This window comes from Pseudomonas sp. FSL L8-0168, assembly GCF_037976155.1.
Taxonomy (GTDB): domain Bacteria; phylum Pseudomonadota; class Gammaproteobacteria; order Pseudomonadales; family Pseudomonadaceae; genus Aquipseudomonas; species Aquipseudomonas paracarnis.
This window is the reverse complement of sequence record NZ_CP150262.1, coordinates 5,955,631-5,974,253: the sequence shown is the minus strand read 5'-3', so window position 1 is coordinate 5,974,253 and position 18,623 is coordinate 5,955,631. Positions and strand designations below refer to the sequence as shown.

Annotated in this window: 13 protein-coding genes and 1 pseudogene; 4 read left to right on the top strand and 10 right to left on the bottom strand. The window is 61.3% G+C overall.

The annotated features are described in order from the left end of the window. Positions 1-90: 90 nt before the first annotated feature. On the bottom strand, positions 91-1,581 hold the full coding sequence (locus tag MHH62_RS27305) for an aldehyde dehydrogenase family protein (protein ID WP_003188096.1): 1,491 nt from the start codon (positions 1,579-1,581) through the stop codon (positions 91-93). Positions 1,582-1,734: 153 nt separating this feature from the next. Between MHH62_RS27305 and MHH62_RS27300 the strand changes: the two genes are divergently transcribed. The 3 genes from MHH62_RS27300 to nadE all read left to right on the top strand — a co-directional run bounded on the left by MHH62_RS27300 (position 1,735) and on the right by nadE (position 4,878). Continuing rightward, positions 1,735-2,625, top strand: a complete 891-nt coding sequence (locus tag MHH62_RS27300; protein WP_014716686.1) for a LysR family transcriptional regulator — start codon at positions 1,735-1,737, stop codon at positions 2,623-2,625. 207 nt (positions 2,626-2,832) lie between these two features. Next, entirely contained in the window at positions 2,833-4,047 is a 1,215-nt protein-coding gene (gene pncB, locus MHH62_RS27295; protein WP_003188094.1) for a nicotinate phosphoribosyltransferase, read from the top strand. Positions 4,048-4,050: 3 nt separating this feature from the next. Then, positions 4,051-4,878, top strand: a complete 828-nt coding sequence (nadE, locus tag MHH62_RS27290; RefSeq protein ID WP_014716685.1) for an ammonia-dependent NAD(+) synthetase — start codon at positions 4,051-4,053, stop codon at positions 4,876-4,878. Positions 4,879-5,014: 136 nt separating this feature from the next. Here the strand turns inward: nadE and azu are convergent, their stop codons facing one another. After that, positions 5,015-5,461: an azurin gene (azu, locus tag MHH62_RS27285; protein ID WP_014716684.1), complete on the bottom strand. Its 447-nt coding sequence runs from the start codon at positions 5,459-5,461 to the stop codon at positions 5,015-5,017. Between the two features lie 333 nt (positions 5,462-5,794). On the opposite strand from azu, the gene MHH62_RS27280 reads away from it, so the two are divergent. Beyond that, on the top strand, positions 5,795-5,977 hold the full coding sequence (locus MHH62_RS27280) for a hypothetical protein (RefSeq protein WP_038448658.1): 183 nt from the start codon (positions 5,795-5,797) through the stop codon (positions 5,975-5,977). 131 nt (positions 5,978-6,108) lie between these two features. Here the strand turns inward: MHH62_RS27280 and MHH62_RS27275 are convergent, their stop codons facing one another. The 8 genes and pseudogenes from MHH62_RS27275 to MHH62_RS27240 all read right to left on the bottom strand — a co-directional run bounded on the left by MHH62_RS27275 (position 6,109) and on the right by MHH62_RS27240 (position 18,572). Next, positions 6,109-6,999 (bottom strand): transglutaminase family protein, encoded by an 891-nt coding sequence (locus MHH62_RS27275; protein WP_020301622.1) that lies wholly within the window; start codon positions 6,997-6,999, stop codon positions 6,109-6,111. Beyond that, entirely contained in the window at positions 6,999-9,485 is a 2,487-nt protein-coding gene (locus MHH62_RS27270) for a circularly permuted type 2 ATP-grasp protein (protein WP_339232175.1), read from the bottom strand. Before MHH62_RS27270 ends, MHH62_RS27275 begins: the two co-directional genes overlap by 1 nt. Before the next feature lie 193 nt (positions 9,486-9,678). Beyond that, positions 9,679-12,969 (bottom strand): transglutaminase family protein, encoded by a 3,291-nt coding sequence (locus MHH62_RS27265; RefSeq protein WP_020301624.1) that lies wholly within the window; start codon positions 12,967-12,969, stop codon positions 9,679-9,681. Positions 12,970-13,156: 187 nt separating this feature from the next. After that, positions 13,157-13,606: a hypothetical protein gene (locus tag MHH62_RS27260; protein ID WP_020301625.1), complete on the bottom strand. Its 450-nt coding sequence runs from the start codon at positions 13,604-13,606 to the stop codon at positions 13,157-13,159. Then, positions 13,603-14,523 (bottom strand): annotated as a pseudogene (locus MHH62_RS27255) (NAD synthetase). Before MHH62_RS27255 ends, MHH62_RS27260 begins: the two are co-directional and overlap by 4 nt. A 165-nt stretch (positions 14,524-14,688) precedes the next feature. Further along, entirely contained in the window at positions 14,689-15,138 is a 450-nt protein-coding gene (locus MHH62_RS27250; RefSeq protein ID WP_014716677.1) for a hypothetical protein, read from the bottom strand. Beyond that, positions 15,135-16,067 carry a hypothetical protein gene (locus MHH62_RS27245; RefSeq protein ID WP_019818300.1) on the bottom strand — a complete coding sequence of 311 codons (933 nt, stop codon included), beginning with the start codon at positions 16,065-16,067 and terminating at the stop codon, positions 15,135-15,137. The genes MHH62_RS27250 and MHH62_RS27245 overlap by 4 nt, the downstream gene beginning before the upstream one ends. A 201-nt stretch (positions 16,068-16,268) precedes the next feature. Beyond that, entirely contained in the window at positions 16,269-18,572 is a 2,304-nt protein-coding gene (locus MHH62_RS27240; RefSeq protein ID WP_339232174.1) for a YgiQ family radical SAM protein, read from the bottom strand. Positions 18,573-18,623 lie beyond the last annotated feature (51 nt).

Here is an 18,623-nt window from a genome sequence, read left to right as displayed (position 1 = left end):
TGTAGCCTTGGACGCTCCGCGTCCGCATTGTCGTGACGCGGAGCGTCACAGAATGCGTTCCCACGCAGAGCGTGGGAACGATCAGTCTGGTCAGTCGAACGTGATGCCTTGTGCCAACGGCAGTTCCAGCGAGTAGTTCACAGTATTGGTTTGCCGGCGCATATACCCGCGCCACGCATCCGAGCCCGATTCACGCCCGCCGCCGGTTTCTTTTTCACCCCCGAACGCGCCACCGATCTCCGCGCCGCTCGGGCCGATGTTGACGTTGGCAATGCCACAGTCACTGCCCACCGCCGACATGAACTGCTCGGCTTCACGCACGTCGGTAGTGAAGATGCAGGACGACAAACCTTGTGGCACGGCATTGTTCAGGCGCAGGGCTTCGGCGAAGTCGGTGTAGCCGACCACGTAAAGAATCGGCGCGAAGGTTTCGCTGCACACCACGTCGCTTTGCTCGGGCATTTCCACGATGGCCGGCGATACGTAGTAGGCGTTGGGGAATGTGTCTTGCAGTTGGCGCTTGCCGCCGAACACCTTGCCGCCTTCGCTCAAGGCTTGCTCAAGGGCGTCCTGCATGTTGTCGAAACTGTGCTTGTCGATCAGCGGGCCGATCAGGTTGCCTTCCAGGGGGTGGCCGATGCGCACTTTGGAATAGGCGGCCTTGAGGCGGGTGACGATTTCTTCCTTGACCGACTCATGGGCGATCAGCCGGCGCAGGGTGGTGCAGCGTTGGCCGGCGGTGCCCACCGCGCTGAAGAGGATGGCGCGCACGGCCATGTCCAAGTCGGCGCTCGGGCCGAGAATCATCGCGTTGTTGCCGCCCAGTTCAAGGATGCTGCGGGCGAAACGTGCGGCGACTTTGGGTGCCACTTCACGGCCCATACGCGTGCTGCCGGTGGCGCTGATCAGGGCGACGCGCGGGTCATCCACCAGCGCAGCGCCGGCGTCACGGCCGCCGATGATCACTTGGCTGAGGTACTCGGGGGCACCGTCGAATTTTTTCAGTACGCGCTCGAACAAGGCCTGGCAGGCCAGTGCAGTGAGCGGGGTCTTTTCCGACGGTTTCCAGATCACCGCGTTGCCGCACACCAAGGCCAGCGCAGTGTTCCACGCCCACACAGCCACCGGGAAGTTGAAGGCGCTGATCACGCCGACCACGCCCAGCGGGTGCCAGGTTTCACGCATATGGTGGCCTGGGCGCTCGGAGGCGATGGTCAAGCCGTACAACTGGCGCGACAGGCCGACGGCGAAGTCGCAGATGTCGATCATTTCCTGCACTTCACCCAAGCCTTCCTGGGTAATCTTGCCCGCTTCCCAGGAAACGAGTTCGCCCAGGTCGGCCTTGTACTCGCGCAATACGTCGCCGAACTGGCGCACCAGCTCGCCACGTCGCGGCGCCGGCACCTTGCGCCAGGCCTCGAATGCATGCTCGGCGCGACTGACCTGTTGCTCCACCTCGGCGGCGCCTTCCCAGTGCACACTGCCGATACGGCTGCCATCAATCGGTGAATGCACGGGTTGTTTTCCAGCCTGGTACAGCGCCGGGTTTACCCCGAGACGATCAAGCAATGCGGCAACCATGGGTCACTCCTTCAATCTGCAGACAAAAATTCGCGCCGCAATACGCACGGCGATCCTGGCCCTATTTGTAGCTGGCCCAAGACTTGCCAACAAACGACGATTAGGCGAGATATCATTCCCTTTATTCATGCAAAGAATAAAAAGAGGCATGCCGTGCTGAACAAAAGACATTTGCCCTCGATCACCGCCCTGCAGTGTTTCGAAGCGGCCACCCGCCACCTGAGCTTCACCCGCGCCGCCGAGGAACTGAACCTCACCCAAAGCGCGGTGAGCAAACAAGTAGCGCAGCTGGAAGAACTGTTGCAACACCTGCTGTTTCGCCGCGTGCGCCGCCGCTTGCAGATGACCCCGGCGGGCGACCTGTACCTGGTGGAAGTGCGCAAGATCCTCACCCAGGTGGAAATGTCCACCCACTACCTGCGCTCCTACGGGGGCGAAACCGAAGTGCTGCGCGTGTCCACGCCCTACACCTTCGGAGCACGCTGGCTGGTGCCGCGCCTCAAAGGCTGGCGTTTGCGCCACCCGCAGATCCACCTGGACCTGTGCAACGAACAGGACCCGGACGAGTTACTGCAAGGCAAGGCCGACATGGCGTTCTATTTCGGCCAGGGCGCACGTCCCGGCACCGAGAGCCTGAAACTGTTCAGTGAAGAGCTGGTACCGGTGTGTTCGCCCGACAGCCTGCCCGCCCAGCCTTTCACCGACCCCACGCAACTGAGCGACCTGGTGCTACTGCAAAACGCCTCGCGGCCCCAGGGCTGGCATGACTGGTTCGCCAGCCAGGGCTTCCATACCGAGCACAGCTACCATGGCCCGCGGTTCGACACGTTTTATATGTGTATCCGTGCGGCGCAGGTGGGATGCGGCGTGGCGTTATTGCCGCGCTTTCTGGTGGAGGAGGAATTGGCCGAGGGCAAGTTGGTGATCCCCTGGCAACATGCGATGCCGAGCCAGGATGCTTACTACCTGGCGTATCCTGAGCATTCGGCAGAGGTGCCCAAGGTGCGCGAGTTTGTGAAGTGGATGATGGAGCAGGTGCTTTAGCGCCTGGAGAATCGCCATCGCAGGCAAGCCTGCTCCCACCGTTTGGAATGCACTTCAAATGTGGGAGCTGGCTTGCCTGCGATGGCGCCAGTGGCCTTACTGAAAAAATCACTGGCAAAACCCCACAAGTCTATGCGCCACTAACCCCCTTCCTCAATTGTGCGTAAAGGCCGGCCTCCACCGCCGACCCGTCTGGAGATTCCCGTTATGAGCGAGAGTGTGTTTGCCGATCGCATCGTGCAGAACCTGCTCGACACCGACTTCTACAAGCTGACCATGATGCAGGCGGTGCTGCACAACTACCCGAACGTGGAAGTTGAATGGGAGTTTCGTTGCCGTAACAGTGAAGACCTGCGCCCTTACCTGGCGGAGATTCGTTACCAGATCGAGCGCCTCGCCGAGCTGAGCCTGAGCCCCGATCAACTGGGGTTCCTGGAACGCATCAGCTTTATGAAGCCGGATTTTCTGCGTTTCCTCGGGCTGTTTCGCTTCAACCTGCGGTATGTGCAAACCGGCATCGAGAACGGCGAGTTGTTTATCCGCCTGCGCGGACCGTGGCTGCATGTGATCCTGTTTGAAGTGCCAATGCTGGCCATCGTCAGCGAGGTGCGTAACCGCTACCGCTACCAGACCGTGATCCTCGAGCAGGCCCGCGAGCAGCTGTATCGCAAGTTCGACTGGTTGACCGCCAACGCCAGCAGCGATGAGCTGTCGGAGCTGCAAGTGGCGGACTTCGGCACGCGTCGGCGCTTTTCCTACCGGGTGCAAGAGGAAGTGGTCAGCGTGCTCAAGCACGATTTCCCTGGCCGTTTTGTCGGCACCAGCAACGTGCACCTGGCGCGCGAATTCGATATGAAGCCGCTGGGCACCATGGCCCACGAGTGGATCATGGCCCACCAGCAACTCGGCCCACGCCTGATCGACAGCCAGATCGCCGCCCTTGATTGCTGGGTGCGCGAGTACCGTGGCCTGTTGGGTATCGCCCTCACCGATTGCATCACCACCGACGCGTTCCTGGGCGACTTCGACTTGTACTTCGCCAAGCTGTTCGACGGCCTGCGCCATGACTCCGGTGATCCGATCCAGTGGGCAGAAAAAGCCATCGCTCACTACCACAAGCTGGGCATCGAACCGATGAGCAAGACCCTGGTGTTCTCCGACAGTCTGACATTGCCCAAAGCCTTGGAAATATTCCGGGCGTTGCGCGGTCGCATTAATGTGAGCTTTGGCATCGGCACCAACCTGACCTGTGATATTCCAGGGGTGGAACCGATGAGCATCGTGCTTAAAATGACCGCCTGCAATGGCCAGCCCGTCGCAAAAATTTCCGATGAAGCGGGCAAGACCCATTGCACCGACCCGAATTTTGTCGCCTATTTGCGTCACGTTTTCAAAGTACCTGCCCTATCCAGCAAGGAGTGAATCATGCAAGCCGTACAGCGTGAGATTGCACAACAGCTCAAGGTGCAAGCCCCGTTCAAGGACCAGGCCGCACTCGAAGCCGAGGTTGCCCGGCGCGTGGCCTTTATCCAGGACTGCCTGCGCAATTCCGGGCTCAAGACCCTGGTGCTCGGCATCAGTGGTGGTGTCGACTCCCTGACCGCAGGCCTGTTGGCCCAACGTGCGGTGCAGGAACTGCGCGCCAGCACCGGCGATGAGGCGTACCGCTTTATCGCCGTGCGCCTGCCCTACGAAACCCAGTTCGACGAGCACGACGCCCAGGCCTCGGTGGACTTTATCGAGCCGGATGAACGTCACACCGTGAACATCGGCCCGGCGGTTAAAGCCCTGGCCAATGAAGTGGCCGCCTTTGAAGGCAAGGCCGCGGCGTCCCGTGACTTCGTGCTGGGCAACACCAAGGCGCGCATGCGTATGGTGGCGCAGTACACCATCGCCGGCGCGGCCGGTGGGCTGGTGATCGGCACCGACCATGCGGCGGAAGCGGTGATGGGCTTCTACACCAAGTTCGGTGATGGCGCGTGCGATCTGGCACCGTTGAGCGGGCTGGTGAAGCATCAGGTGCGGGCCATTGCCCGTCACTTTGGCGCGCCGGAATCGCTGGTGGAGAAGGTACCGACCGCCGACCTGGAAGACCTTTCGCCGGGCAAGCCGGACGAGGCGTCACATGGCGTGACCTATGCCGAGATTGATGCGTTCCTGCAGGGTGAGCCGGTGCGTGAGGAGGCGTTCAGGATTATCTGCGAGACCTATCGCAAGACTGAGCACAAGCGGGTGATGCCGTTTGCGCCTTGAGGTGAACCTGATCGTTTTGCATTGATTGTCACATCGCCATCGCAGGCAAGCCAGCTCCCACACTTGACCGGATTCCAACATGGGAATGCGGTCGAATGTGGGAGCTGGCTTGCCTGCGATGAACGATAACGCGGTCTTACTTCAGAACCACAGCACCTTTCATCATCGAGATGTGGCCTGGGAACGAGCAGAAGAAGCTGTATTTCTCATCGGCCTTCAGCTTGGAGACGTCGAAGGTCACCGAATCTTTCTCGCCGGCACCGATGATCTTGGTGTGGGCGATGATGCGCTCATCACCGGCTTTCAGGTAATCCTTGTCGATCCCCGCAGCCATGCCGTCGGTTGCCACCGGTTGCATATTGGCTTCGGTAGTCAGCACCCAGTTATGGCCCATCACGTTCTTGGGCAGGTTACCCGAGTGAGTCAGCTCAACGGTGAACTGCTTGCAGCTCTTGTCGATTTCAATCGCTTTGGTGTTGAACGACATTTGGTCGGTGGAGTCGACAGTGACCTTGCACTCTGCAGCAAGCAACTGGCCGCTCGCCAGAGTCAGCAGGGAAACAGCAACGAGTTTGGCAAACATGTGAATCTCCAAGGCAGGGTTTTAAAAACGCGGATTGCGGTAAGGGTGCCTCAATCAGGCTTGAGTTCTTATGATCTGAATCAACAGATTGTATACAACTTTAGGCTATCAGCTTCATCAACACAATCAACCAGCCAAACTGCCGCACCCTGATTATGATCGGCCCATCACTCACGGGAGTTCATGCCATGCACCTCAATCACCTGTTCAACGGCCTTCTGGCTGCCTACGCCTGCGGTAAGTGAAAGCAAAGGGCCCCCTGAAGCTGCTACCATGACGACCCGAGGCAGCTGCGCGCCGCCCACCCTCACCTTCGACCCTAGAGGATCGCCCATGGCCAAACCTAATTACTCCTTCGCCAAACGTCAGAGAGACTTGGCCAAGGAACAGAAGAAAGAGGAAAAGCTGCAACGCAAGAAAGCCGCTGCAGAGGAAGAAGCCGGCGCGCTGACCCCGGATGCCGAAGGTGAAGCGGCAACTGACGAGACCGAAACCCTGAAAGACCCAGCTGAATGATCGTTCCCACGCTCCGCGTGGGAATGCAGCCCCGGACGCTCCGCGTCCCGCACCAGGCTTGAAGCCAGCGCAAGGGTGACGCAGAGCGTCACAGCAGGCATTCCCACGCAGAGCGTGGGAATGATCGTTTTTCATTCCAGCGGCATCACCGTCACCCGCACCTCCGGGTCGTGGCTGCCTCCCCCCAGAATCACCCCCCGCAATGGCGACACATCAGAAAAGTCCCGGCCCCAGGCCAGGGTGATGTGCTCCAGCGCCGGCTGCACATTGTTGGTCGGGTCAAAATCCACCCAGCCTGATACCGGGCAAAACACCGAAACCCACGCATGGGAAGCATCCGCGCCAATCAGCCGTGGCTGGCCGGGCGGTGGCTGGGTGAGCAGGTAGCCGCTGATATAGCGCGCCGCCAGGCCACGGGAACGCAGGCAGGCAAGCATCAGGTGAGCGAAGTCCTGGCACACGCCACGACGGCGCTCCAGCACTTCAACCAGCGGCGTGGCGACCTGGGTGGCTTCGGCATCGAAGGTAAATTCGCTGAAGATCTTCTCCATCAATGCCTGCGTGCCCAGCAGTAAAGGCTCGCCGGGCGGGAAGCAGCTTTCGGAGAACTCGACGAAGGTTTTCTTCAGATGGACATAGGGCGACTCGAAGCGATAGCGGCAGGCTTCGATCAGCTCGGCGCTCAAGGCCTGGCTGCTGTAGGTCAGGCTGTCGCGGGTGTGGTCCCAGGGCGGCGACCGCTGGAAGTCCAGAGCGGGTCGTGCCAGCACTTCCACGGTGAGCCCGGCGTTCACTAGCAATTCATCATGGGGCCGTTCGAACGCCAGGCGAGTGATCGGGTTGCCGAATACGTCCAGTTCGTCGCGGCGCGAGGTGGGTTCCGGGCTAATATCCAACTGCTGCCAGGTGCACTTCTGCCAGGCGCACGGCCTTGGCCACAGGTGCGCCAGTTGCTGGGCCAGGGACACCGGGCTGTCATAGTGGTAATGGGTATCGTGGAAAATCTGATAGCGCGCGCTCATTACACCGAAACCGTTTGCTGGCTGACATCATCCACGTGGGCAAAATGGCGCAGCGCCAGGCGATCCGACACCTGCCCGCTTTCATCGGCCACCGCTTGCAGCAAGTCGGCCAGGCCGTCCAGCGCGGCACGCACGCTGGTTTCGCCAAACAGGCCGTCCTCCAGGCAGCCCAGGTCAAAACGCGCCAGGCACTCGACCAAAGGCACCAGCCCGGTTTCACGGGGCACGCCAAAATCATCATTGAGACGGCGCAGGGTGCGGCTCACCAACTTGAGCTGGAACAGCACCGCATGGGGGTTCTGCTCGTCGAGCAGCAGCAAGTCGAGCACCGGGATCAACTGCGGCACCGCCAGGTAGCGCGAGCGGTAGGTGATGCTGCTGTTGCCCAGCTCCAGCAACCATTCCAGCCCGGCCTGATCGAACACGGCCACGCCACGCAGGAACGCCGCTAGGCTGCTGCTCAGAAACTGCAGACGCTCGATACGCCGGCCCATCATCAAGAAGCGCCAGCCCTCATCGCGGGTCATGTCGTCCAGGGCAAACCCGGACAGTGCCGCCAGGGACATCACCAGGCGGTTGAGAAAGTCGAGCAGCTCGCCAAAGTCTGCAGTGTCGCTTTCCAGTTCCATGGCTTCGCGTTGCAGCTCCACCAGGGCCTGCCAGTTTTCCCTGGACAACTTGCCGCGCACCTGGGACGCCGCCCACTGCAAGCGCTGCAAATTGGCGCGCAGGCTTGAAGGCCAGTCATCACCCAGCAAGGCGGCGAGCAGGCGCTCCGGCAGCTCGCCCTCCTCCGGCAACAGGCGCAGGCTTTCGCCGAGTTCGACGGCGGCCTGCAACGCCAGCGGATCGTCGCCATCGACATACCGCGCCAGTACGATACGCAGCCAGCGCGCACTGTCGTCGCAGCGCTCGCAGTAACGACCGAACCAGAACAGGTTTTCCACCACGCGCGAGGGCAAATAGGGATCGCGGCGCACCAGGTCATAGGCGCCAATGGTGCGTTGGGCGCGCCATTGCTCGCCACCCGGCGCGCGCTCACCGAGCACCCAGGTGTCCTTGCTCGCCCCGCCGCGCTGCATCGACACCACCTCGGCATCGGCGTCGGCCGCCACGCGAGTCAGGCCGCCAGGCAGTACCCGATAACCGTCTTCACTGGCCACGGCGTAGACACGCATACCAATGGCACGGTGTTGCAGGTGGTCATCCACGGTGTGCCATACGGGCGCCTGAGACAGTTGCGCCAGCTCTTGGGCGACATAGGCATAGGGCCGCGCACGCATGCGTTCGGCCAGGGCCTGGCGCTGTTCGTCGTCAAGGTCGCGACCAAACACCGGAGCGAAACTTTGTGAGGGAAATGCCGGCTTGATCAGCAGTTCCGGGAGTTTTTCCAAGGCTTCGGCAAGCACCGGCGCTTCGCCGCACCACCAGGTGGCAATCGACGGCAGGATCAAGGTTTCACCGAACAAAAATTCGTTGATCTTGGGCAAAAAGCCCAGCAGCCCCGGGGACTCCAGCACGCCACTGCCCAAGGCATTGGCCACCAGCACGTTGCCTTGACGCACGGCGTCGAGCAGGCCCGGCACGCCGAGCGCCGAGTCAGTGCGCAGTTCCAGCGGGTCGCAGAAATCATCGTCGAGGCGACGCATGATCGCGTGCACCCGGCGCAGGCCGCTGAGCGTTTTCAGGAACACAGTGCTGTCACGCACGGTGAGGTCGCCGCCCTCTACCAGGGGGTAGCCGAGCTGACGCGCCAGGTACAGGTGTTCGAAATAGCTTTCGTTGAAACGCCCCGGCGTGAGCAGCACGATCAGTGGCGGCTGGTCATCGCCAGGGGCCTGGCGCGCCAGGGTTTCCTGCAGCGTGCGAAAGAAACCGGTGAGGTGCTGCACCTGCATATCCCGGTACAGGTCCGGGAAGGCGCGGGACACAATGGTGCGGTTTTCCAGGGCGTAGCCGGCGCCCGACGGGGCTTGGGTGCGGTCGGCGGTGACCCACCAGCGGCCATCCGGCGTGCGCGCCAGGTCGACTGCGTACAGATGCAGGAACGCCCCGTCAGGCGGCTGAATGCCCTGGCACGGCCACAGAAAATTGTTATGCCCGAACACCAGTTCGGCCGGCAGCAAGCCTTCCTTGATCAGGCGCTGCGGGCCATACAGGTCGGCCAGCACCGCATTGAGCAGGCGCGCACGCTGGGCGATGCCGGCCGACAGTTGCTGCCATTCGTCAGCGGCCAGCACATGGGGCAATAAGTCCAGCTCCCAGGGGCGGTCGGCGCCCTTGGGGTCGGCGTAGACGTTGTAGGTCACGCCGTTTTCCTGGATCTGGCGCGTCAGCAACGCCTGGCGCTGGGCCAGTTGTGCGGGCGTGCTGCGTTGCAGGTGATCGAACAAGCGCCGCCAATGGGCACGCAACGCGCCGCTGGCGTCCAGCAGTTCGTGATAGGTGCCCGCGGTGAGCGGGTAACGGTCGAGCAAGTCGGACATGGAACGCTCGGCAGAGGCAAGGGAAGTCAGGTTAACTCAAATTCACTACGATCCAATGTGGGAGCTGGCTTGTTGTGGCGAGGGAGCTTGCTCCCGCTCGACTGCGCAGCAGTCGCCTGCTATTGGGGGCGCTTCGCACCCCAGCGGGAGCAAGCTCCCTCGCCACAAAAGCCCTCCCACACTTGGATCATGTTCATTCCTTATTTTTTGTGAAACGCCGCAAATCCAGGGTCATTGGCAACTCATCGTTTACCGTTACAGTCGGCACCACAAGCTTGCCCGGGCTATGCCCCAAGCGGAAAAACCGCGCCATGCGCCGGCTCTCCGCCTCATTGGCATTCACCGGCAGGCTGTCGTAATTGCGCCCGCCCGGGTGCGCCACATGGTATTGGCAGCCGCCCAACGAACGCTGCATCCAGGTGTCGAGCAGGTCAAATACCAGCGGCGCATGCACGGGGATGGTCGGTTGCAGGCAGTTGGCCGGTTGCCAGGCGCGATAACGCACCCCCGCCACGAACTCACCGACGCGGCCGGTCGGTTGCAGCGGCACCGGCACGCCATTGCAGGTCAGCAGGTAACGTTGCGGCGGCAACCCGCTCAACTTCACTTGCAGGCGCTCCAGGGACGAATCCACATAGCGCACCGTGCCACCCACTGCGCCCTCCTCGCCCAGCACATGCCAAGGCTCCAAGGCCTGGCGCAGTTCCAGTTCGATACCGCTGACGGCGTAGTCGCCCACCTTGGGGAAACGAAACTCCAGATGCGCCGCGAACCATTCGGCACGCAGCGGGTAACCAGCCGCGTTCAGCTCGACGATCACGTCGGCAAAGTCCTGCTCGATAAAGTGCGGCAACAGGAAACGGTCATGCAGTTCTGTGCCCCAGCGCGCCAGCTTCGACGGCGCATAGGGCTCGCGCCAGAACCGCGCGACCAGCGCCCGCAGCAACAACTGCTGGGTCAGGCTCATGCGCGCATGGGGCGGCATTTCAAAGGCGCGCAGTTCCAGCAGGCCCAGTCGGCCCGTGGCGCCGTCGGGTGAGTAGAGTTTGTCGATACAGAATTCGGCGCGATGGGTATTGCCCGTCACGTCGATCAGCAGGTTGCGCAACAGGCGATCCACCAACCATGGCGGGCACTCCTCGCCCGGTGCCGGCATCTGCGCGAAGGCGATTTCCAGTTCATACAGCGCATCGTTGCGCGCCTCATCCACCCGGGGTGCCTGGGAGGTGGGGCCGATAAACAGGCCGGAGAACAAATAGGACAACGACGGGTGGTTATGCCAGTAGCTGATCAGGCTGCGCAGCAGGTCCGGTCGGCGCAGGAAGGGCGAATCCTTGGGCGTCGCGCCGCCGAGTACGAAGTGGTTACCGCCACCGGTGCCGGTATGGCGCCCGTCGATCATGAACTTCTCGGTGGTCAGGCGGGTTTGCCGTGCCTCTTCGTAGAGGAATTCGGTGCGTTCCACCAACTCGTCCCAGGTGGCGGATGGCTGTACGTTGACCTCAATGACACCGGGATCTGGCGTGACGCGGAAATTGCTCAGGCGCGTATCCGCTGGCGGCTCGTAGCCTTCCAGCAGTACCGGGCAATGCAGCTCTTCGGCGGTGGCCTCAATGGCAGCCACCAGCTCCAGGTAATCCTCGACGCGCTCCAGCGGCGGCATAAACAGGTAGAGGCGCCCTCCCCGTGCTTCGGCGCACAGCGCGGTACGGGTCAGCCAGTCGGCGGACTCGTCGACCTTGGGCACACGCTCATCACCCGGCGCGGGCTCGCCATGGTTTTGCAACTGGGCGCTGGTCGGCAGCTCCGGCTGATCCTGGTTAGGGTCGGTCGGATGCACAAACGGATACTCCGCCGCCGTCACCCAGGGCTGCGAAGCGAGCGGCAGACGATAGCCCAGCGGCGAATCCCCCGGCACCAGGCGGCAATGGTTGTCGCGCAGGTACCAACGCCCACTCTGCCAGCGGTCATTGGCCGCCGTGCGTGCCAGCGGCAGCACTTGGCCGATGATTTTATCCAGGCCCTGGCTGAAGACTTTGCGCAGGCGCTCACGCTCCAGGTCGTCGCTCAGGCGCGGGTCTTGGGCAGTGACGTTCTGGGGCAGCGCCCCTTCGCGCCACAGGTAGTAGAAATTGTCTTCGAACGCCGGGAACACAAAGCGCGCCGGCAGTTTTAGGCGTTCGGCGACGCTGGCCAGGAAACGCCCGGCCATCACCCCATCGGCGCCGTAGTCCTCTTGCTCATCGGCGATCAGCGCGCTGTTGTGCCAGATCGGCACGCCATCGCGGCGCCAATAACAGTTGAGCGACCAACGTGGTAATTGCTCCCCGGGGTACCACTTGCCTTGGCCGAAATGCACCAGGCCCTTGGGCGCATAGTGCTGGCGCAGGCGCTGGAACAGCTCGGCGGACAGGCGACGCTTGTCCGGGCCCAGGGCTGCGGTGTTCCATTCGGCGCCGTCTGGGTCGTCGATAGAGACGAAGGTCGGCTCGCCGCCCATGGTCAGGCGTACGTCGTCCTTGAGCAGGTCGCCGTCGATCTGCCGGCCCAGAGCCTGGATCGCCAACCATTGTTCTTCGGTGTAGGGCTTGGTCACCCGTGGCGCTTCCCAGATGCGCTCCACCGACATCTCATGGGTGAACTCGCATTCGCACGGCTCCACCAACCCGCTGATGGGCGCGGCGGACGATGGATCGGGGCTACAGGCCAAGGGGATATGCCCTTCACCGGCGAACAACCCGGACGTGGCATCCAGGCCAATCCAGCCAGCGCCGGGCAAATACACTTCACACCAGGCGTGCAGGTCGGTGAAGTCCACCTCGGTACCGGACGGGCCGTCGAGGGCTTTGACGTCGGCGGTCAGTTGAATCAGATAACCAGAGACAAATCGCGCCGCCAATCCGAGGTTGCGCAGCAATTGCACCAACAACCAGGCCGAGTCGCGGCAAGAGCCGGATGCGTTTTCCAGGGTAAATTCCGGAGTTTGCACGCCCGGTTCCATGCGAATCAGGTAACCGATATCGGCGGCCAGGCGCTGGTTGAGGCCGACCAGGAAATCCACAGCAGGCAGCGGCGTGCGGTCGATACCGGCCAGGTACGCAGCCAACCTTGGCGTCAGCGGCAAGGTTTCCAGATACGGCGCCAGCTCGCGCTGCTCATCGGCGGCGTAGCTGAACGGGATATTTTCGGCGTAGGGCTCCAGGAAAAAATCGAACGGATTGAACACCGCCATCTCGGCGACCAGGTCGACTTCAATGCGCAACTCGTCAGTCTTTTCCGGGAACACCAGGCGCGCCAGGTAATTGCCCTGGGGGTCTTGCTGCCAGTTGATGAAATGCTGCTCGGGCAACACCTTCAACGCGTAGGACAGTATCCGCGTACGGCTATGGGCCGCCGGGCGTAGCCGCACGATCTGCGGGCCGAGTTCAACTGCACGGTCGTAGCGGTAATGCGTAACGTGGTGCAACGCGACATGAATCGACACGGCGGCCTCCTGCGAGCCAGGGCATAAGCACAACGCGCGCAAGACTTATGCCACAGCAGCAGTCATTGCACTAAAACGTCAGGCCCGGTGCAGTACAGCACCAAAACAGCGCCAACGTTGCGGCTATGGTGCAGGCGCTGCACACATTTGTAGCGCCGGGCTGAGTGCAGGTGGTGAATCTACCCAGTTAAGGCGTAGTACGCCTGGTATTCAGGGCTTGGCGCAGTTGACGGATTTGCACAAGTTTTGCCCGCATCTCTCGCTGCCCGCTGCTGTTGAGCACCAGCAGGCCGAACAGCGGGAAAATCAGCGACAGGCTATAGAGAACCCTGTGTGGGTTGTACTGAATCATGGGGAGCACAAACAACAGACAGGCAGCGTAGATGGCGACCATCACCCATGCCCATGAAGGTTTGCCCCGCAGGATCATAAAGTTGCTATGGACCGTCAACAAGATAAGCAATGCACCTGCGACCAGGATCTTGAGCCCGACTTGAGCAAGGGGCGCATCACGAAAATAGGTAACGAAAGCCAGCGCCACTGCAAGTGCCAGCGAAAAGTACGCAGCAAATACGCCGCCCAGAAACGTCAAGAAGTGACGCCTGAAGAAGTCGCGCAGCGTCATCAGCTCACTCATTCGTTTATTTCCTCGTACAAGCCTATCGCAATGGTATTGACGTTCCCAGAGTAGGCGCTGCCTCCGAACCCGACGGTCGCTCCCAGGATATCTTTGATCTGAGTACTGGTGCTTTGCTTGAGTTGCGTCGGGGTGAAACGCTTGGAGAGCTCACCCGATGCCTGCCTGAGCTTGAGCATCTTCGAGGTCAGGCTGGGATCATTGATGCTCAGTAGTTCCTTGGTCAGCTTGGTCCTCTCCTGACGGTTCAAGCCGCGTAGCACTTCCCGCAGGCTCTTGCCCGTCGATGCCTTAGCGACCTTGACCAGCTTGACCGTCGTCAGGGCTGAAGCGCCCACACCGGCCAACGATACCGCGTCCAGCACAATGGATGCATTCTGGTACCAGCCTTCACTGTCGAGCCAATCGTTTACCTAAGGCTTGGCCACCTCAAGGGTCGTTCGGGCAATGCCATTGAAGCACTGGAGCGAACTCGCGCCTGCGGCCGCATACCCCACCACCACAATGACTGAGCTCGCGCCGGCACTGAAAGGAACCAGAATAGTACCGCTGGCAATCGCAGCCCAACTGATGACAGCACCCAGGCAAGAGATTCCGGTATTTACGGCCTCGCCGATCAGCCTGGATTCCCGTGGATTGTTTACTACGTGATCAGCGAATTGTGTCGGCGCGATGTATTTCTGCGCCTCGCGCAGGATGACACGCTTTGGCTTGATGCTGCAGATGGGCTTGAATTCGCGCAGAGTGACGATATTAAAATCGGCATCGATATACACCACGCCAGCACCGACAACGCCGGGGTCAGCATCGATGGCCGCAAACAGCCGTGGCAGATTGATCAGGCTCTCGATGCGCTGGCGCGCCATAAATTGAGAGCGGTTGGAATCCATGCCGATGTTGAACAAGGAGTTGCCCATAAGTGTTCTTCCTTGACATTGAAAGTGCCCAGACCGGCCTCATCGCAGGCAAGCCAGCTCCCACACTTGAAATGCATTCCCCTGTGGAGCTGGCTTGCCTGCGATAGCAATCTGATGGGCGCCACCCTAACAAACAGGCCACCTACCGCCAATAAACCTACCTAATCAACGGGCCTTGCGTTGCGCAATCACCGCCCGACGCAGGTGACGTATTTCGAGTAACCGCTGGCGCATTTCACGATGGCGCTTACTGTTGAGCAGCAGCAAGCCCAGCAGCGGAAACAGCACCGCCGAGCCGTACACCAGGGTATTGAGGCCGTATTGAATCATCGGCAACACGAACAGCAGGCAACACACCAGGTAGCCCGCCACCAGCCGGGTCGCCCAGGGATACCCGCGTGCAATCATCACATTGCCAAACACCAACACTGCCACCAGCACCAGGATTGCAGCCCCGGAGTAGTTGGCCTTGAGCGCCGGCTCAACACCGCGCAAATAGGTCACGCCCGCCGTGGAGACAGCCACCGAACCAGAGAAAATCGCCATGAAGATGGTGCCCATGAACACCGGAAAATAACGCGCAAGGAAACTGCGCCTATCGGGAAACCCCTTCATTCCGTCAGTTCCTCATACAGGCCAATGGCAAGCGTCGATGCCGAGCCAACGTGACCGGTTCGATAGCTGCCCCAGATACCCAACATGCCGCCCAAGGCGTCCTTGAGCTGGGTGAGCGTGGCATGACGAATTTCCGTGGAGCTGTAGCGCTTGGGCAACGTGCCGGCGCGCTGCTGCAACTTGAGCAACTTGGGGGTCAGGCTTGGGTCTTTGAGACTAAGCAATTCCTGGGTCAACTTCTTGCGCTCCTGGCGATTCAAGCCCTTGAGCAATTCATACCAGCTCTTGCCCAACGCAGCGGCTTTTTTGGCCTTGAGTAGCCTTAATGTGGTGAAGGCTCCCGTTCCGATCCCGACCAACGACGCGGCATCGAGAATCGGTGACACCGCGCCATACCACTGGGCGTCGTCCATGCGGTCGTTGGCTTGCGGGTCAAGGATCTCGTTATAGGTACGGGCCACGCCAAACCCGCACTGAGCACTGCTGGCCAGCGCCGCTGTGACACCAATACCCACCACAAAAGCACTGGCGCCGGCGGTGAAGGGTACGGCGACGCTGCCACTGAACACCACGATCCAACCGATCACCGCCGCCCCACAGGAAAGCCCCATATCAAAGGCCTCCTTCTGGAGTCGCCCTTCACGGGGGTCGGTCTTCACCTGCTCGACGAACTGCGCCGGCGAGATGTACTTCTGCGCCTCGCGCAAAATGACGCGCTTGGGTTTGATGCTGCAGATGGGCTTGAATTCGCGCAGGGTGATCACGTTGAAGTCGGCGTCGATGTACACCACGCCAGCGCCGACGATGCTGGGGTCCGCGTCAATGACGGCGAACAGCCGCGGCAGGTTGATCTGGCTCTCAATGCGCTGGCGCGCCATGAATTGGGAGCGGTTGGAGTCCATGCCGATGTTGAGCAAGGGGTTGCCCATAGTGTTCTTCCTTGAAATTGAGAGTGCCCAGACCGGCCTCATCGCAGGCAAGCCAGCTCCCACAGGGGAATGCGTTCCAAGTGTGGGAACTGGCTTGCCTGCGACAGCAATCTAATGGGCGCCACCTTACCAAACAGCCTCACCTCCGACCAGAAAGCAAAACGCCAGCACGAGGCTGGCGTTTTGCATTTCAGGCGTCGATCAACGCGGCACAACCGGCTTGCGCGTAGGCTTGCCGCCCTTGCCCTTGGCCGCATCGCTGCGCTCTTTGGCCGCCTGCTTATTGCGCGCCTGGGCCGCAGCCTTGGCTTGCTCGCGCTTGTCCCACGGGTTGCTGCCGTCGCTGCCACGGGGTGGCAGGCCGGTGTGCTGGGTGAGGATCTTGGTGGTGGTTTCCTTGGCGACCTTATGGCTGCCGGCCGGCGTCGAGTTCTTGCGCCGGGCGCTCTGGTAGCTGTCGGTGGACGGCTGTTGCAGCGGGATCAGTTGGTCCTTGCCCGACCCGATCAGGTCGGCACGGCCCATGCGGGTCAATGCTTCACGCAGCATCGGCCAGCCCTTCGGGTCGTGGTAACGCAGGAACGCCTTGTGCAGGCGGCGCTGCTCCTCGCTCTTGACGATGGTCACCGCGTCGCTCTTGTAGGTGACCTTGCGCAGCGGGTTTTTGCCCGAGTGGTACATCGCGGTGGCGGTGGCCATCGGCGACGGGTAGAACGCCTGCACCTGGTCGGCACGGAAGCCATTGCCCTTGAGCCACAGGGCCAGGTTCATCATGTCTTCATCGGTGGTGCCGGGGTGGGCGGCGATGAAGTACGGGATCAGGTACTGCTCCTTGCCCGCTTCCTTGGTGTACTTCTCGAACATGCGCTTGAACTTGTCATAGCTGCCAATGCCCGGCTTCATCATCTGGTTGAGCGGACCTTCCTCGGTATGTTCCGGGGCGATCTTGAGGTAGCCACCGACGTGGTGGGTGACCAGCTCTTTGACGTACTCCGGCGACTCGACGGCCAGGTCGTAGCGCAGGCCGGAAGCGATCAGGATCTTCTTCACACCCGGCAACGCACGGGCACTGCGGTACAGCTGGATCAACGACGAGTGGTCGGTGTTCAGGTTCGGGCAGATGCCAGGGAACACGCACGATGGCTTGCGGCACGCGGATTCGATTTCCGGGCTTTTGCAGGCGATGCGGTACATATTCGCCGTCGGGCCGCCGAGGTCGGAGATCACGCCGGTGAAGCCCGGCACTTTGTCGCGGATCTCTTCGATTTCGCGAATGATCGACTCTTCGGAACGGTTCTGGATGATGCGGCCTTCGTGCTCGGTGATCGAGCAGAAGGTGCAGCCGCCGAAGCAGCCACGCATGATGTTCACCGAGAAACGGATCATGTCGTAGGCCGGAATCTTCTCCTTGCCATACGCCGGGTGCGGTACGCGGGCATAAGGCATGCCAAACACGTAGTCCATTTCTTCGGTAGTCATGGGAATGGGCGGCGGGTTGAACCACACGTCCACTTCTCCGTGTTTCTGCACCAAGGCACGGGCGTTGCCTGGGTTGGTTTCCAGGTGCAACACGCGGTTGGCGTGGGCATAGAGCACCGCGTCGCCGCGGACCTTTTCCACCGATGGCAGGCGGATCACGGTCTTGTCACGGGTCATACGCGGGCTGGCGAGGATCTGCACAACCTTGGCTTCTTCCGGATCGTCGACTGGACCTTTTTCCTGCTCGATGGCGCAGGCCTGGGTGTCTTGGGTATTCACATACGGGTTGATGATCTTGTCGATCTTGCCCGGACGGTCGATGCGCGTGGAGTCCACTTCGTACCAGCCCGCCGGCGTGTCACGGCGAATGAACGCAGTACCGCGCACATCGGTGATGTCTTCGATCTTGTGGCCCCACGACAAGCGCTGGGCAACTTCGACGATGGCCCGCTCGGCGTTGCCGTACAGCAGGATATCGGCGGTGGCGTCGATCAGGATCGAGTTGCGCACGCGGTCTTGCCAGTAGTCGTAGTGGGCGATGCGGCGCAGGGAAGCTTCGATGCCGCCGAGTACGATCGGTACATTCTTGTAGGCTTCCTTGCAACGCTGGCTGTACACCAGGCTTGCACGGTCGGGGCGTTTGCCAGCCATGCCGCCGGGGGTGTAGGCGTCGTCGGAGCGGATTTTCTTGTCGGCGGTGTAGCGGTTGATCATCGAGTCCATGTTGCCGGCCGCGACGCCGAAGAACAGGTTCGGCTCGCCGAGCTTCATGAAGTCGTCTTTGGACTGCCAGTTCGGCTGCGCAATGATCCCGACGCGAAAGCCCTGGGACTCCAGCAGCCGGCCGATGATCGCCATGCCGAACGATGGGTGGTCAACATAGGCATCACCGGTGACGATGATGATGTCGCACGAATCCCAGCCAAGCTGATCCATCTCCTCCCTGCTCATCGGCAGGAATGGCGCAGGACCGAAACATTCGGCCCAGTACTTGGGATAGTCAAATAACGGCTTGGCTGTTTGCATGACGGTGACCGGTGTGAAGATGAAAAATCGCGGGCGCGGAATATAGCACAA

Excerpts from the sequence above, each read along its gene's own strand:
- MHH62_RS27275 (WP_020301622.1), bottom strand. The coding sequence starts at position 6,999 with ATGAGCGCGCGCTATCAGATTTTCCACGATACCCATTACCACTATGAC.
- MHH62_RS27270 (WP_339232175.1), bottom strand. The coding sequence starts at position 9,485 with ATGTCCGACTTGCTCGACCGTTACCCGCTCACCGCGGGCACCTATCAC.
- pncB (WP_003188094.1), top strand. The coding sequence starts at position 2,833 with ATGAGCGAGAGTGTGTTTGCCGATCGCATCGTGCAGAACCTGCTCGAC.
- MHH62_RS27305 (WP_003188096.1), bottom strand. The coding sequence starts at position 1,581 with ATGGTTGCCGCATTGCTTGATCGTCTCGGGGTAAACCCGGCGCTGTAC.
- MHH62_RS27240 (WP_339232174.1), bottom strand. The coding sequence starts at position 18,572 with ATGCAAACAGCCAAGCCGTTATTTGACTATCCCAAGTACTGGGCCGAA.
- MHH62_RS27250 (WP_014716677.1), bottom strand. The coding sequence starts at position 15,138 with ATGAAGGGGTTTCCCGATAGGCGCAGTTTCCTTGCGCGTTATTTTCCG.
- MHH62_RS27260 (WP_020301625.1), bottom strand. The coding sequence starts at position 13,606 with ATGAGTGAGCTGATGACGCTGCGCGACTTCTTCAGGCGTCACTTCTTG.
- azu (WP_014716684.1), bottom strand. The coding sequence starts at position 5,461 with ATGTTTGCCAAACTCGTTGCTGTTTCCCTGCTGACTCTGGCGAGCGGC.
- MHH62_RS27245 (WP_019818300.1), bottom strand. The coding sequence starts at position 16,067 with ATGGGCAACCCCTTGCTCAACATCGGCATGGACTCCAACCGCTCCCAA.
- MHH62_RS27280 (WP_038448658.1), top strand. The coding sequence starts at position 5,795 with ATGGCCAAACCTAATTACTCCTTCGCCAAACGTCAGAGAGACTTGGCC.
- nadE (WP_014716685.1), top strand. The coding sequence starts at position 4,051 with ATGCAAGCCGTACAGCGTGAGATTGCACAACAGCTCAAGGTGCAAGCC.